Source organism: Paenibacillus sp. BGI2013 (assembly GCF_002843485.1).
Lineage (GTDB): Bacteria > Bacillota > Bacilli > Paenibacillales > Paenibacillaceae > Paenibacillus > Paenibacillus amylolyticus.
This window is the reverse complement of sequence record NZ_PJFA01000008.1, coordinates 154,047-169,817: the sequence shown is the minus strand read 5'-3', so window position 1 is coordinate 169,817 and position 15,771 is coordinate 154,047. Positions and strand designations below refer to the sequence as shown.

Genomic DNA, 15,771 nt, shown 5'->3' with positions numbered 1-15,771 from the left:
GTTACATCAACAGATAAGCACGAATCCCAGTCTGATGTCTTCACTAATTACAAATTGCTTAGCTCCCCCCTAACTGTCCATTAATCTATTATAGTACTCATTGAAAGATATCACCGTTGTTCTAGTAAGTTATTTTTTTCTTGACACGATAAAGATGATTAAGGATACAAATAAGCTAACTAGTGTTATGTTTGCAGATAATATAGTGTACTCCTCGGCAACATTCATGTAAATAATTGAAATCATCGCAACTATCACTAAAGTATAGATACTTGATACAAATTTAATTAACTTTGCAGAAAAAACAAGAAACATTCCTTGATCCGTATCAGTTAGAAGACTTTGTTTTTCGAATTCACATCTATTTAATGTACTCTTTAATATTTCCATTTTTAAACTATGTTCATTTTCATGCACACGTTCCATATTTTTTGTAAGTGTCAGCCCTTCTGCGTTTAGATATGTATCTTTAATATTGGCCATCAATTCTAAAATAATGTCGTTTTTCTCATTTTTCAAGAGATAAATAAGATCATCATCGAGAAATTTTTTTATGTCTTGAATCAATTGTGGTTCTAGTTCAGAGCTTTTAAATATAAAAACATTATTAACATTGTTTTCTAAAGTTCCCAAGTACCTTGTTAATTTTCTTTTTATCATTTCAATTTTTGATAGACTCTTACCTTCTTCTATAAAATCTTTTAATAAATCAAAATATATATACAATTTATCATTCAATTCTTTAGATATAACATCTCGTTCTAGTAAAAATGCCGCAATAATAGCCAAAAATAAAGACGCAAATGTTGTACCAAGAGACGCAGAGGCCCATGTAGTATTTATAAAAGCAAGAATAAAAATAAGAATAACAGAAGCTATACAAATAATAAGCAAAGTATACAGTAATCTCAATAAGAATACGTTTAAAGTTATATTGGAAATAATCTTAGATTTTTCATCATAGTTCAATATTTTCCCCTTATATCTCAGTTCATTTTTTATCATTTTCCACCTCATTAGTAGTATAGTTCACAAATTTTATAAGAGCAAAGAGTTAACACTCCTTGCTCTTATTTTATCGTTTTGATATCATAATTCCATTTATTGACTCGGTTTCGTCATGTAAATCTGAAGTGAACTCAATATAGACCTTCCCGAGCTCGTAGGATATTAATACATCCCCATCATAATTTGAACTTTCATACCTCTCTGTTTTCCCTAAGATTTGTTCAATATCCTTGAACGTTTTCATCGGAAAAGCTTTTGTTCCAAGATAAACATTCCTTAGAGAGTCTGTACTTTCATCGTCAAAGTTAAAGGATGCATAGTCTATCCCTTTTAAGATCCAGAATAGACCCCCACTCTCGTAATAAGACTGCCCCGCACCTGTATTCAAAATACGTGTAACTTCGGCCTGGCTTTGTCCTAAACGAACTCCTTTGAAGCCTGGTATGATCCCTTGGCTTAACATGTCGAGAGTAGTTTTGTTTAAATTAAATAAAGGAACTTCGGAGACTGCATTGATTCTCTTTAATGGTACTTTCACTTCTATGAAACCGGCGGCATACGGCCCGACTTCATAAGGATTAAAAACTATTACAACTCCATCATTATAGAAATAGAAACTGGACTTGTTCGCTAATGGAAAGTTATGAAATAAGTCTGAATAGGCTTCTTTACTCACTTTCAAACCTGCTTCCACTTCATTCATTAGATTGTATTTTTGTTGATTGTTTTCAGCGACATTATTTAAAAACAATTGTTTCCCTGTCTTCAGGTCAAAGTTGTACGTTGTTGCTATCTCATTACTATGAGCCCCACCACTGTAAAGCGAGTCTTCATATACCACTGATAACTTTTGGTCCGATGCATATTTGGTTTTGGCAGTTGAATTTAGGTAGTAATGCTTTTGCATTTTCTTTACTTCAGCATTACCTTTGGCTGCTGCTACTGCGTGAGATTTTAAGGTTTTATTGATTTTTCCAGAAACCTTTTTATCCCCACCAACGATCTGAATATATTGTTGACCCTTGTATGAGTATGTTTCCGTTTTTATTAAGCCTGTATTAGCTGCATGAATACTATGAGTAGGCAACAGCAAAACAAACAGATAAATTAGAACAACGCCTATAAGTGACTTACCTTTCATTCCCCAATCTCCTCGACAATTTAAATTGTTATACGCACTTTATGCTTTGCTTAAATTAGAGGAATGCAAAAAGAGTCATTTTGGACATCCCTCTACTGGTTTAGATCTGGATGTCCAATGTGTTATTGCTTGAATCAAATCCCATAGTTGCTCCCAAACCTTTGATGGACTGTACTGGGATGTACGTAATTCCATTGATGACCTTTGGAGCTACGCTTAACGTGTTGCTGTCGCCATTATAAAATACCTTTTTACTTCCTAGGGTCAACGTAACTTTGTGTTTATCTTTTGTTATGCCAATTGTTCCACTTTCAGGGTAGTAAGCAAACATCGCTTTCAATGCATCCGTAATATCACGTAATGAAACTAGATTATTACCCTCATATTGTAAAGGTTTATTCGTAAAATCAACTTTCTTATCATTGATATAGACCTTTAAATTTGATTGCGTATACTTTGGTTTGGACTCTTTAGGTTTTGTAGTTTTTGACGTGGATGATGAACTAGAGCCTTTTGACGTAGAACCGCTAGAAGATTTAGTAGAGCTGGATGAAGAACTCCCGCCATTATGATAGTGATATTCTCCGTATTCCAATCCCCATTTTGTACAATTAGTCCAACAAGTGTGACCACCATAAGCATCTGTTCTTCCTGGGTGTGCTAGAACAGTTGTTGCATTTAAAAGAAGAGAAACAGAGACCAAAGTAGCAAAAACCCTCTTTTTATTCACTATAACATCCTCCTAAGGAACTATTTACCTTATAATACCATAGGGATTCACACAAATAAACTTATAATTTCTCAATTCACAATTACAAGGAATATCAAGTAATTTAATAAAATTCTCCTTTCTAGCTACCTAGTGACTATATCCAGTCGCTCAGACATATATCTTGATGTTAATAGAAAATACCTATGAAGCTAAATGTATCTTCTAATATTTTTCAGATATATATTTAACTAAAATATCCAATTAAAGCTTGTCTATTTTAAATACTGCTAAGACAAAACAATTTGAAAATTTCTCATGTTCAGTCAACAAATTTAATTTCATCTTCGCAAGTTACTCATGGAGTTGACAAGTTATTTGAAGAAACTGAATCTAGAGAAGACAGATAAAAAAGAGGTTTATCCCACTGGGATAAACCTTTAATCTTCTTCTACGGATGGTAATCCATATCTTACTGTGATTCGCTCTCTTATTTTGCATTCTTCGCTCTCTTCAATTAAGTTGAACTTTTTAAAATGTTCTACCATTTCATTCAATCTATCAGGTAATTCACGATGATCATGATTTGGAAAATCCGGCATTTCATCATCTGCCTCATCAAATAATCGATGAACTTTCTCTTTTATCATTGAATAAAAGTTGCCTTCATTTCTTAATTTCCTGAGTTCATCAACTTTAAATGAAATTAATGGCACTTCGTACCTTAATAATATCTTCTTTCGTTTCCCTTCGCCGAATCTCCAGCCATATCCGCTAATACCATTTAACGAAATGAAAACTCCGAATTTTGAACCTCTATAACCAAGTAACTCATATAGTTTTGCGACCATACCGACATCAATTGTTGAAGATTTTTTATTCTTGCACTCACAAATCATTCGAGGAGCCATATAGTCAGTCATAAAAGTGGGTCTTTCCTTTTCACTTAATATAACCTCTACGTCTGTTTCGTTATCGGCAGGACGTCTATTTTTAGAAACCTTGCTATCCAAAAAACGTTCGAACAAAAACACTGCAAAATCTTCTAATACCTTTCCTTTTTCATGATTCCTGTTTCTTTCCCAGCCTTTTGATTCTTCAATTAAATTGATATACTTATCGAATTCACTAATAGCTTTAGAATCCTTCCAGATCGGATTCCAAAAAAAGTCGTCACTGAACATATCTATCACTTTGGAAAGGTCTGAGAAATTTTCAATGTCAATTTGCAAGTACATCCCCCTTTCTAAATCCCACCTTAGCTGTAGAGGACATTGGGTGTTCACATTCCTGGCAACCATAGTTAGAGTCATAAAGGTAATACTCTTCAAATGAATGAAGTATTATTTGATGATGTCCGTCTTCATTTGAACATTCTAGGACAATCACTACACCAAGCACTCCTTCATTAACTAAACTCACTAGTATTGATTCAGCCAACTCTACTTCTAATAGTGATTTACGAGCTAAAGTATGTTTAGTTAAAATTTCACTAGGACGCAAAGATAGGATCACCTGTTCGATCCTTTTGGTTATTAAAGACGGCAGATTGTATTTCATCTCGATATTCATTAAGTTTACGGATGACAATGTCTACAACCTCCTCTTCAATAAAAGCATTATTTCCACGTATTAAATAAGCATCCAAACCGCACTCAACTAAAAATTTATAAGTTTTACCTTTTAAACTCAATATAACACCTACTAAATCAATGTCATTATCTGTTCTAGAACGTCGAGCTGCTTGAGCCGCGACACCTTTTCTAAGTCCATAAATTGATTCAACAGTAATATTGTGAACGACACCATCAGAACGTTGTTTAAAAAGACTAAAGGAGTTTTGATCATCTTGGATCCCATATTTCTCTACTAACTGAGATTCGAAAGATTGTTGTATATCTTGTGTAAGCTTAGTGTGCAAAGCATTGTTTAACTCAACATTTATATCGGCTGAAATAAGAATATTTCTCGCAAAATTGGATATCTCTTCTTCTACTCTAAATGAGTATTCATGAATTGTAGGATTGTTATGGTCAGAAGCTTCTTCAGCAAATTTATGCAGTGCCTGCGGCAACCAATTAGGCGAATTAAGTATTTGTTTTCCGATTAGTTTTTGAACTTCATTAAAGAACATATCGGCTATAGGAGACCAATCTGTTCGATTCTCTTTTTGTACTCCATCTACTTCTATTAAATTCGCAGTTGGATTAAATACCACCTTACAATAATGCCCCTCTTCGTAGAGTACACAATGAGCAAAGAATATTTTTTTATATATTCGAGTTTGTCCTACTTTATCTTTACCTGTCACTATACATGGCGCAATATAAGAGAATATATATCTTTTATTTTCAGCATCATAAAGAACTTTAATGAGTTCAGTACCCGAGAATTTTTTGTCAACATTACCCGATTCTGTATCGATATTAACGTCCCACAACCTGAATTTAACCAGTTCATTTTGTTTCGAAAACAAATTAGCCATAAGCTCTTTGGAGGTTTTTTCTTTTAAATAGTAAACATAGTTATAATTATTCCCATCAATTTGATGATATGCTATCCAATCTTGGAACTCCTCATTAGAAATTAGAGGTAGTAACAACCCTCCGTTAAATACTTCTTCTTTTAGTGTTGCAAGCATCTCTTTTCCTGATCCTTTTTTAGGAATGTTATATTTCTCAAAAAGGATTTGATAGTGCTTAAACTGAGTATACATTCTCATTATTTTTTCAATGTTATCCCAATTCACTCGGTACTCCCCCATTCATACCTACAAAGTATGCGTAACCTTAAAAATGATATTTTTTGTTTATACCACTCTGCTAACACTCCCCACAGTACCTCATTTAAACTTTTCATGATACCACTTATATAGCAAAGTCCAGAAAACTGATGCTTTTTTGGGATAACCATTTAGAAAGTTCGACCTAACAAGATAACACCGACTCTTGGCTCTACTAACACAAACAAAGAAGATACGATGTTCCTCCATAATTTCCATTTCTGTTGTACTTCTGTAACTTGGAAAACTACCCTCCTCCATCCCTAATAGCACTATAGTTTCAAACTCTAAACCTTTAGAAGAATGCCTAGTACTAATTGTGATTTGATTATCTGGCTTACCAAGCTGAGTAAAGCTATTTATTGTAGCATTTAAAAACTTCCCCTCTCTTACTACCTTCATTAAATTATTCAAGTTTTCAAGTTCATCTGGGTAAACTTCAGATAAACGAAGAAGTTCCTCAAAATTTAATTTTTGAAGAACAAAATTAAGCCAATTAATCAAGAGCTCTCCATTGGACAAACTTTCTATTAATATATGGTGGAGTTTCTTTTTCTCAATCATAGTTTGCGAATCAGAAAAATGCATTTTGTTATGTTTAATCAATAGATCTCTCCAAAATTTAAATAGCCCATCAAACGAGATATTTTCCTTCCCTATCAACCATGCTACACAATCTTCTAACCAGTTAACAACAGGGGTTCTTTCAAAACCATGTTTAGCTACGTAGTAAGGTATTCCCTTTTCGCTAAATATCTCTCCTAAAGCGTTAATTTGATTATTATTAGCAACAAGAACTGCAATTTCACTATAACTTACTCCAAGGGACAAATTCTGAGGAACGATTTTTTCAGCGACATAATAGTATTGGTCAATCATATCCATATCGCATACTTGAAAATTAAATTGAGCTATTTCTCCGCCTCTTGTCCCAGCTATATAATTGCGACTCACTTTTGAATTCAATGCAATTTCTGAAGCATCAATTATCCCTTGATTGCTTCTATAATTTGTCTGCAATTTAACTTGGCGTATCCCTGGCAAGTTGTAAAGTTCCATTAGATAATCAGGAACCCCACCATTAAAACCATAAATAGATTGGTCAGGATCACCGACCGCAAAAAAACTACTACTCACTTTCTCCAACATTGAAAGTATCATTTCGTGCAAAGGTCTTCCTAAATCCTGATATTCATCTACTAGAAACCATGAAAATTTGGACTCCAAACATTTCAATATATAACTCTCATTTTGTATTAATTGAGTTGCAAAGTTAATTATTGAGACAAAATCTACATACTTCAATAGCGTAAGTTTCTTCTCATAATCGATTGCAGCCCTTCTGGCTAAATCATAAGAAGGTATATTTATCAAAGAAGAACCTTCAATATTTAAAGAACGCTCTTTGTCCATTTCTGTGATACTTAATTGTTTATCTGGAATACCTAATTCTTCTTTAACCTGTTTAAATAAAATTCCTTTTTTCTGTGCTGAAATTATCTTTAAAGGAAGAGGGATACCGTATTGCTGATATAGATGCGCAAAAGGAGTAATTATTTCAGCGATACAAAATGAATGAACCGTTCCTAAAAATACATTATTTCTTTCTTCAAGTCCGAGAACTTTCAAACGTTTTTTAAACTCCTTAGCTGCTTCATTACTATAAGTAAGACAAGCAAGACCTCTAGGAACCTTAATGTTTTCTGATAAGAGCTTGATGATCTTCATTGTTAATACAGTTGTTTTCCCACTTCCAGGGCCTGCAAGAACTACTGTATTATCGAGTGAACTGAACGCTTCAAACTGTTGTTCATCTTTCATAATTTCAGCAAGCTTCCGTTGATAGGTACCCCTCATTTTAATTACCTCCCTCCTATACTTCTTTGTAAATATAGTCAATAGCTTCTTCAATATGGCCAGGCATGTGTGCTAATGTACATTTTTGCGCGAGACGTTGAGAAAAACGGCCTTTCCCGATTCCACTATGTGAAGACTCAATTTGTCTTAAACAGGCCCAAAAATCTTCTTTGTTGAGATTATCTCGAAAATTAGTCTTTTGTTTTTCTCCACCATTTGTTAAATCCTCAAAGAGACTAATCAGAATGTCATTACTCTCTGTGTCATCAGAACAATTGATCATAAGATCTACTTCTGATGTGTACTCCCCTACAAAGAAACCTTTACTCCTGAAGCGAATGTCTTTATCCCAATGTGATTCATTTTCTGGAGCTTCAGATTCTTCTATTATTCTTAATTCAAGCATAATCTTCTCAATTATTTCTAACCCCAAATACCCAAATTCTTCAATTTCGGGACTTTTTAATCTATGGTACTTTCTCTCTTCGTCAATAAATTCATAATAATCGCCATCTGTTATAACAGCATAAGGTATTCCTAATGCAGACAGTAATTTCACATAAGGAGAAAAGTTCGTTGAGTTAATGTTACAGACTATAATACCTTTATAGTCAAGAGGCTTCTCCATAAGATCAGCAAATTTAGGCACTAAATATTCCTCTGTAATGCCTTCAACTAAAAGGACTCCTCTTCCAAAATATATTTCCCCTCTATTTGCATCAATATATCGAGCCAGGTCGCTATAATCTTCAGCTTCTAGACTTAAATTAGCACTTGAACAAGCTTTTGTTTCTTGTTCTCCTTTGTACAAATGCAATATTGATTGTAGAGGTGTGATACTAGCTATATGGGTTGAATGAGTCGTCATCAATACAGAAGTATTGGAATTTTCGAATACATCTCTATATATTGTTCTTTGAATTGCTGGATGTAAGTGTGCTTCAGGCTCTTCAATAGCTAAAATCGTTATTCCTTCATCTATGGGATTATTCAAATCCATAAACTCATAAAGCTTGGCTTCAAGCCCTTCCATAAGATCACTTATCAGAGTCATGTTACCTTCCGCGTCTGCTTCGTATGAATCATTCAAGATGCTTTCCTTGTCTGTTTTTTGTAACTCCGTAAATATACTTTTACTGATGAAAGAAGGTATTGTTCTATCTTCAATTGAAAGAAGCATTAAAGTAATATACAGAATATTGGTTAGCCCTAAACTTGAATCTGTAATGGCTCTGCCACCAAGTAATACTTTTAAAGAGCTTAAAACCCTATTAACGCTGACCTCATTTGTACCTAATTCAATTGAATCCGGTGAAATATCTACGAAGTCTTTAAATCTTAAATTCATTCGGTTATCTAAATCTTTTAATTCTCCCAATGAAAGAACCTGATCATTTTGCTGTTTTATACTTTGAGCTATTACCTCAAGTTTAGATTTTTCAATATCATACGCCTTTAACAATACATTAAGAGGCGATTTTTTTGAGTTTTTCAAATCTGCTTCTACATCACGCAATGCTTTAATAACCTTTATATTCAAATATTTCCTATCAGTATGAGTAAATGGGTTATTTTCATTCTCACCTTTAAAAATTCTAAAATTATAACTTTCAACTGAACCATCTTCTCGAAGTTTAGGAAAAAACTGATATGTAATTCTTAATGTCTCTGGAGTAATTTTCAAAGTAGCATCACTTAGTTGACAAAGAATATTTTTGTTGTGTCCGTAGCCTTGAACTTCTAATATTATTTCAATAATTTCTCCGCTCTCCATTGGTTTTTTCAAACCATTATAGAAATCAGACTCTTCTAAATAACGATCGTTGTCATTCAAATTAGGATCCAGAATAAGTTGGATAGCTCTCAAAAAGTTAGTTTTTCCAACATTGTTTTCACCAATTAAAACTTGTTTATCACTCATACAAACATCAATTGACTTAAAATTACGATAATTAAGTATTTTCACTCTTGAAATATAAGGGGTTTGCACATATATCATCTCTTTCATTTATAATGTTTAATCTAATTAATACTCGCATGCTAAAACAAAAAATCTCTTTCAAGTAAACTCTATACAGTAAATTCTATGTACTTCCAATTTTACCTTGCCAGTTCAAAAGACTCAATAGGATGAGCAAAAAGAACTATCCATTAATTCTTTATAATTTTACTATTTTACAGTTTAGCTTCTTAAGTAATCCCATTAGATGATCAACACCACCGACGAATATTTCACCTTTTTTTACTCTCCTTTAAGTACAGATAGTATGGACCTTTTAAGAAATATAGAAGATAACACAAAATTTATACTATCAAGGTTGAGTATTACACTTGAATTCCCCCCACTTTCATTTCTTACTTCCAGAGTGTCACAAACCCAATATAGCATCACATCGCCAATACACTTTCAGGCATAATTTCTTATGAATAAATAGGCGCCACTCCACCAGAGTAGCGCCTATCCTTCATTTACCTCTCATTATTGTTTCTTGCTACCAGCCATCCATGTTAGAACAGCTCCAACATCCACCATGGTTCCTTAAACATCGTCCTCTAACAAAGAACCTTCTCCCCTATGTCAGATTCTAAGAGTAGAGTAACTACTCCTGCGCTCAATAACTGAGGTAAACTTGTTATTCGAATTCTGCCGTGCTTATCACCAATTTAAAATATAAAGTCTCAATGAATTCATTGAGACTTTATATCATTACTCTGTGTTCGTCGCTAATCTGAACCATCAAGTAGTTGGATGGACCTCTATCCAGTTGTATCGCCCAATAAGCGTCTTTATTTTACACCTATCGGGTTCAAGTTCACATTCATACTTCTTAATTAATTACATGATCATTTAACAGAAACAATAAAAACGAGACCGTCATATAGGTTGAGTACTAGTTATTCGTAAGGTCTAAGGTATTCCATGATAAATAGATACTGATCAAAGCCAGGAAAAAGAATGCTATAGCAACCTTACGATTACCCCGTAGCTTCTCTCAATATGCGACGAAGAAAATAGCAATAGCTAATTTAGAGATGCTTTGATAGTTGCCCTGCTCTGAAAAGGATGAACTGCTAAATACAGTTGAAAGTAACAGTGTAGTCAGGATCAATGCTTTAAACCAAAGAGGTTCCCTCCAAAACTGTACATAGAACCTTTTTAACTGTTGCATGATCATCAGCGCCCTTTATACGATTTTATACTCAAAAAATTAATCAAATTCAATTTCCTCGATCGTTTGTTTTTATCTGTTGTAGTGAACTGCTTACACTCATCCACTACAACAGTAATTTAGGCCAGAATTAATACTGTAAAGCTGATGTTATCCCGTATTCATAAGGTTTCAATTGAATAACTATGCATAAAAATACATTTCTCATCTATTATGAAAATATTTTCACCAATTATGACAACGCACAACAGGGGTATAGGCGGTTGGTCAAGGGTCTCAGCCCATCCCTTTTTTCGGACTTTGGCCCGCCCTCGAGAAAAAAGGGTCGGCTCCTTGACTGGCTGACTGTGAGACTTAGCTTCTGGTGGACTGAGGGGTGCAGCCGGAGGTTCGGTCCGCCAGAAGTTTAGCCGAACTTTCCCTGTTACTATGCGGATGTCAAAAGCGAAAAAGCGTGATCAATAAAAAAGAACCGGCGGCGGCCGGTTCTTTTAATGTACGTAAATCAATAGGTACTAAAGCTTTTACGCCCCCTGCCAGGTGTGAAGCGACTGACAGGAACGTAGAGCGCCTTAAGCGGGACGATCCTCCCCGCTTTAGACGCTCTCGTTATCGACTGGAGTAACCTGACAGCGTTGCGTACCGGCACTTAAGTGGCGTTTTCGGCCGCCTTAGAGCCGGTAGCATGATCCCTTCCTATTTTCAAGAAAAAAGGCATACCCGCGTAACAGGCATGCTCAAATGAATCCAATCAATATCATCAACCCTGTTCACTTATAAACCCTGCTTTCGAATGCTCATTCACGATATCCAGTACATAACTTCTGACTTCCCCCATGGCCATTTCTATTTCGAGCTCACCGTCCGGATTATTCATAGTAAAGTCTGCATAAGCTTCCATGTATTGATCTTGTTGCTCCAGCAACAAATATTGATTACTGATAATGTCTTCTGTTGCACGAACTCGTCTCCAAAGAGTGCTGGAATCAGTTACTCTCACGTAAATCACGATTACACGATCAGGAAACTGTTCTTTGAATTTTTTCGCTCCCTCTAGATCTAGGTCAATAACCGGAAACCATCCACGAGATAATTCTTCTTCGTACCGATGTATGGGGGCAGCTACACGTTCGCCATGTTTAAGAATACCTTCAGCAAACAAGCGCCCCTCTTTGATTTCACGCTCAAATCGTTCAGGTGAGATAAAATAGAATGGATTACCCTCTGACTCTCCCATTCGCATCCGGCGTGTTGTAAATGATGGAATCTTGACCAAACTAGCAATACCAGTTGTAGGATGAGTCAATGATCTCTGTAACGTTCTCCTTCCTGCCCCTGGCGAACCGATTAACGCAACAACTTTCCCTCTCATATTGTTCACGCCCCCTTGTTAAATACACTCTTCTTATACAGAAAGTAGATCACTCACTTTATCAAAAGAGCTGCAAGCTAGTTATATGCCTGCTCTATAAAAATACTAATATTATCCAAAAAAACTATATGTATACATTATGATTTATAATAAACACGACATATTGTGTTCTAAACAAATATCCTTCTGCATACTCAGAAACTGTTAAGAGGCTTCGAAGACCGCGATGAAGTAGTGTATCAATGGATTAACCTCACATTTAAATTATTCGTAATATACCAACACTCGATTCATATCATCGCAAATGATAGAAACAAAAAGGGACATCCTGGAGACCCTTCACAATCATGTTGGTATAATGAATGAAATTTCAAAGCATTTACTCTCTATAAGCCCGTTACCGAAGCGAACAGCGTCATCTTAAAGACCAATATTCTGTTTCAATGCTTTTCTAAATCCGCTTTGATTATTTGGACATAATCCAGCATTATAGTGGAAAAGGACTTTTGTAAATTGTTGTCGAATCTATGTAAGTTGGTAGCTAAACGTAAAACTGAGGAGGAAAATGATATGACTGAACCATTAGGAATAAAAGAAAAATACAGCCGCGAAATTAATGATATCGGCTATATACTGAAAAACCTTGAGAACGGTCGTTATTATGAAAATTCACGTGCAAAAATGGACGGATACCTTGCAACAAACATTCAACAACTTAGAAGCAAGATTGCGGAATTGATCTCTAAGATTGACAATCAAAGTCCATCGGCGACTGAGGAATTATTGGAAGCCCTAGGGAAAATAGATAGACCTTAACCTAGAAAGGGGAGCTGCGAAGCTTCCTTTTTTTGTTCAAAATGAGAATCATCATATAGGTCCTTGCCTCCCCTTTCACATTCCATAATATAGTTTTAAACTTAACCTGCCCGTTCCGTGATTTTAAGACAGCCGATTATCTAAGGAACCCTGGTAATACAAGGCTGGGCTTCACGAAAAAGAAGAATCAGGGCCGGGCGATATAGTCCGGAGCGGTTCTTCTCTTCTTCAAGTTTATTTCTAGGGAACACGGTCTTGCATGTCATTATGCGTGAGGTGGTAAGGTCGGAACGTTTGAATACTTTTTATTCAAGATGAGCTGCAAAGCAGGTCGTTTCATGATTTAAAATAAAAAACGCTCCTGGAATTCAGGAACGTTCTTTTGTGGAAGGAATTTGAGTAACCGAATTCTAAGAATAGAGTGAAACAGATCGGAATATGGAAGTCCTATATGTAATGCAGAGCTTATCTTTTAAAAAAATTCAATGGCAGCTTCTTGGTCTTCTCTTCGCCGTAATAACAAGACTTACACCGTTTTCTCCAAGCATTGCTGGCATTGAGCCATCTACGCTTTCCACAATCGGGACAAGTAATTCTTACTTTTTCCAGGATATACTGGCGTTTGGAGTGATCAAATGTGTATTTATTATCTTCATCGGTAGGATCAGGAGTTGTTTCTAAAACCCGCTTAGCTATGCATACTTGGCAAAGCTGCTGATTATCAAATGACTCCAGGGATATCCTATCCCATGCCTTTAAGCCAAGATCAAACCCCTCAATCTTACCACAAGAATCGCACCGAGCTGCTGCAGCTTTTCGTTCACGTTCTTCATTCACTGCTAGGGTTTTATGCGGTTCATAGTTTGAATAATGTTTGACTTGAAATTCATGGCCACATGGACATTGAAAATCTATTTTAGGTCCAGAAGGTTCAGTGAAGTCAACGTACGTGAATCCCTTACGATCCGTTTCCCACGCGGAGCTACATACAATACTAAATACATGGACATTTCCGCATGCAGGGCATATGTCGTGCCTTCTTGAAGTGCTGCATTCTTTACAGTCACAAGGTTTATTGAAATCGTGGTTTGCCATTTTCCCATCTCCAAACTACAGAATTGATTAATGTTAACGGTTGGTATTTCTTAACCGAACAAAAAAAGCCGCTGTTTTAACAGCGACTCTTCCAGCCTTTATTGACCAAATACCGTTCTGAGATAAGTATCAAACAAATCGGCCAAGCCATGAACTTCTGGAAAACGAGCGCTTTTAAGAATCCCTTGTTGTTCTTGTACAGCAAGAAAATCTACCTGGTCGAATTCTGTAAATACTTCGATACCTTTTGATGTGCCTCTAAACTGAAGCGTTGTATTTCGAACTTTTACATATTTATTGGAAGTGTCTACTGCTACTTCTTCGGTCACATCTAAAATATCTTTCCATTCAGATGCTAATCCCTCCAAAAACTGAACAACGGCCTCCATACCTTGGCCTACGATAAGTTCGGACTTATAATCTGAAGCCAATTTTTCTGTTAATTGCTGTCTAAATGACATCTTTTATTCCCCCTTTGGTTTCTGACTCAAGTACCTCTTTCGACAAAGTTAACATGATTCCTTTATTTTCCGACAGCATCATCGGTGCAAAGAACCTATCACAATCAAACTGACAAATAAATCCGGAATTTGGACTCCAATTTGTCCAGACGTTGAAAGATAGACGTATCTTGTTAGATGCCTTGGGTAAGCCACCTGACATGCGGTACCCGGCTTCTGAGCTGGACCAACTCAATACCTTCCAACAATACATGAATCGCTTGTTTGTGAAGATCATTGATTTGATCCATTCTTTTGGCCAAGCATTTCTGCAGATTTAATAAGGGCGTATTGGGTACCAGGTTCAATTTGGATATCAGAGTGCCAAGATCAAGAGAATGAGCTTCAAGAATAATAGAGTCCTTGTGTAACCGGACTAGTTCATTAATCAGGGACCTACTGGATTATCCGGAATGAAGCCTTCGCTCACGAAAAATAGGAATATTGCATTTAATTGAACAAAATGCAATTGCATGGTGGAAGGCTTAGCTGGCCGCCTTTCAACCCTCCGAATTTCAACATGTACTTTTTATAATCTGAGATGTCCTTCTGTGTGGCATAACCTGGATCAGTTATTGTCTGATCCATTTTCCGAATCCATTTCATAAAATGCGTTCCATGTCTCCACATAATTTGGTATCGTCTTGTCAGCTTTACCTTGTTGTTCAATGTAATTCAAAAATTTCTCGAACATGATGTTTTGTGCCCCCTTCTATTTCTCGATATAGAGGGCGACGAGATTTTCCGCTCTTAGTAAACGGTAGAATGCACCTGCTCTACTTCCATTAAAAACCATCTTGTCGCCCTTTGTTTAGTGAAGACGACGAGTGATGAAATGTACCCTCCTGGACAATTTTGAGATTTAGGAGGCTTTTTTTAATTCGCATTTTTGGGGAGTCACAAAATTAACGTCTTTCCCGGTATTTGATTTTATATTATGCGAAAGATTTTAAGAGAATTATGCAAAGTTGGCAGGTATGACACTATGCCTGATTGGAGCTTCAGAATTCACGCCTTTTGGAGTTGGTCCAAATACCCGGAGGTTGATGATGTCGGACCAGGACAAGTTTCATGAAAAATGCTCTTTTACTTCAACATGACATTATGTTTGGTGAACAATGAGGTTTCGGTACTTTGTTGTTCATGATGTCTGCTTGCTTACTTAAAGTGGAAAAAGGTTGACTAAAGTAAGTGTTGGAGACTGTTTATACTTCTCCGGAACTTCTTCGAAGATAGTATTACCGAACGATTTATATCCAATTTAGGAAGGAGTTCTTGAAATAGAAAAAAAGAAAAGACTTCCTAAAAGGAAGCCTTAGAA

At 35.7% G+C, this 15,771-nt stretch carries 15 protein-coding genes; 2 read left to right on the top strand and 13 right to left on the bottom strand.

The features are described from left to right. Positions 1-129: 129 nt before the first annotated feature. The 9 genes from CXK86_RS20115 to CXK86_RS20080 form a co-directional block, all read right to left on the bottom strand. A complete protein-coding gene (locus CXK86_RS20115) occupies positions 130-1,005 on the bottom strand; it encodes a hypothetical protein (protein WP_101314379.1) in 876 nt (291 codons plus the stop codon). Positions 1,006-1,075: 70 nt separating this feature from the next. Beyond that, on the bottom strand, positions 1,076-2,149 hold the full coding sequence (locus CXK86_RS20110) for a DUF3298 and DUF4163 domain-containing protein (protein ID WP_101314378.1): 1,074 nt from the start codon (positions 2,147-2,149) through the stop codon (positions 1,076-1,078). 100 nt (positions 2,150-2,249) lie between these two features. After that, positions 2,250-2,879, bottom strand: a complete 630-nt coding sequence (locus tag CXK86_RS20105) for a copper amine oxidase N-terminal domain-containing protein (RefSeq protein WP_101314377.1) — start codon at positions 2,877-2,879, stop codon at positions 2,250-2,252. Positions 2,880-3,298: 419 nt separating this feature from the next. Next, positions 3,299-4,090, bottom strand: coding sequence for a restriction endonuclease (locus CXK86_RS20100; protein ID WP_144029816.1), 792 nt, complete (start codon positions 4,088-4,090; stop codon positions 3,299-3,301). Continuing rightward, positions 4,080-4,361: a hypothetical protein gene (locus CXK86_RS31890; RefSeq protein ID WP_144029815.1), complete on the bottom strand. Its 282-nt coding sequence runs from the start codon at positions 4,359-4,361 to the stop codon at positions 4,080-4,082. The genes CXK86_RS20100 and CXK86_RS31890 overlap by 11 nt, the downstream gene beginning before the upstream one ends. Further along, positions 4,351-5,607, bottom strand: coding sequence for a hypothetical protein (locus CXK86_RS20095; RefSeq protein ID WP_101314375.1), 1,257 nt, complete (start codon positions 5,605-5,607; stop codon positions 4,351-4,353). The genes CXK86_RS31890 and CXK86_RS20095 overlap by 11 nt, the downstream gene beginning before the upstream one ends. Positions 5,608-5,700: 93 nt before the next feature. Then, on the bottom strand, positions 5,701-7,497 hold the full coding sequence (locus tag CXK86_RS20090) for an ATP-dependent helicase (protein WP_101314374.1): 1,797 nt from the start codon (positions 7,495-7,497) through the stop codon (positions 5,701-5,703). Positions 7,498-7,513: 16 nt separating this feature from the next. Then, a complete protein-coding gene (locus CXK86_RS20085) occupies positions 7,514-9,505 on the bottom strand; it encodes an ATP-dependent nuclease (protein ID WP_257467946.1) in 1,992 nt (663 codons plus the stop codon). A gap of 1,922 nt (positions 9,506-11,427) precedes the next feature. Then, positions 11,428-12,039, bottom strand: coding sequence for a nucleoside/nucleotide kinase family protein (locus CXK86_RS20080; protein ID WP_101314373.1), 612 nt, complete (start codon positions 12,037-12,039; stop codon positions 11,428-11,430). 570 nt (positions 12,040-12,609) lie between these two features. Here CXK86_RS20080 and CXK86_RS20075 point away from each other — a divergent pair. Next, on the top strand, positions 12,610-12,855 hold the full coding sequence (locus tag CXK86_RS20075) for a hypothetical protein (protein WP_101314372.1): 246 nt from the start codon (positions 12,610-12,612) through the stop codon (positions 12,853-12,855). A gap of 465 nt (positions 12,856-13,320) precedes the next feature. Here the strand turns inward: CXK86_RS20075 and CXK86_RS32185 are convergent, their stop codons facing one another. The 3 genes from CXK86_RS32185 to CXK86_RS20065 form a co-directional block, all read right to left on the bottom strand. Further along, positions 13,321-13,692: a hypothetical protein gene (locus CXK86_RS32185; RefSeq protein ID WP_180361811.1), complete on the bottom strand. Its 372-nt coding sequence runs from the start codon at positions 13,690-13,692 to the stop codon at positions 13,321-13,323. 74 nt (positions 13,693-13,766) lie between these two features. Beyond that, complete coding sequence (locus CXK86_RS32180) at positions 13,767-13,922, bottom strand: hypothetical protein (RefSeq protein ID WP_180361810.1); 156 nt, start codon at positions 13,920-13,922, stop codon at positions 13,767-13,769. Positions 13,923-14,048: 126 nt separating this feature from the next. Next, positions 14,049-14,411, bottom strand: coding sequence for a hypothetical protein (locus CXK86_RS20065; RefSeq protein WP_101314370.1), 363 nt, complete (start codon positions 14,409-14,411; stop codon positions 14,049-14,051). A 152-nt stretch (positions 14,412-14,563) separates the two neighbouring features. On the opposite strand from CXK86_RS20065, the gene CXK86_RS32175 reads away from it, so the two are divergent. Beyond that, positions 14,564-14,731 (top strand): hypothetical protein, encoded by a 168-nt coding sequence (locus CXK86_RS32175; protein ID WP_180361809.1) that lies wholly within the window; start codon positions 14,564-14,566, stop codon positions 14,729-14,731. A gap of 287 nt (positions 14,732-15,018) precedes the next feature. Here CXK86_RS32175 and CXK86_RS32705 read toward each other — a convergent pair whose 3' ends face one another. Then, positions 15,019-15,144, bottom strand: a complete 126-nt coding sequence (locus CXK86_RS32705; protein WP_257467945.1) for a hypothetical protein — start codon at positions 15,142-15,144, stop codon at positions 15,019-15,021. Positions 15,145-15,771 lie beyond the last annotated feature (627 nt).

What these genes read in the sequence shown, in the direction of transcription:
- CXK86_RS20115 (WP_101314379.1), bottom strand. Translation starts at nt 1,005, where the DNA reads ATGATAAAAAATGAACTGAGATATAAGGGGAAAATATTGAACTATGAT.
- CXK86_RS20110 (WP_101314378.1), bottom strand. Translation starts at nt 2,149, where the DNA reads ATGAAAGGTAAGTCACTTATAGGCGTTGTTCTAATTTATCTGTTTGTT.
- CXK86_RS20090 (WP_101314374.1), bottom strand. Translation starts at nt 7,497, where the DNA reads ATGAGGGGTACCTATCAACGGAAGCTTGCTGAAATTATGAAAGATGAA.
- CXK86_RS20085 (WP_257467946.1), bottom strand. Translation starts at nt 9,505, where the DNA reads ATGAAAGAGATGATATATGTGCAAACCCCTTATATTTCAAGAGTGAAA.
- CXK86_RS20080 (WP_101314373.1), bottom strand. Translation starts at nt 12,039, where the DNA reads ATGAGAGGGAAAGTTGTTGCGTTAATCGGTTCGCCAGGGGCAGGAAGG.
- CXK86_RS20075 (WP_101314372.1), top strand. Translation starts at nt 12,610, where the DNA reads ATGACTGAACCATTAGGAATAAAAGAAAAATACAGCCGCGAAATTAAT.
- CXK86_RS20065 (WP_101314370.1), bottom strand. Translation starts at nt 14,411, where the DNA reads ATGTCATTTAGACAGCAATTAACAGAAAAATTGGCTTCAGATTATAAG.
- CXK86_RS32705 (WP_257467945.1), bottom strand. Translation starts at nt 15,144, where the DNA reads ATGTTCGAGAAATTTTTGAATTACATTGAACAACAAGGTAAAGCTGAC.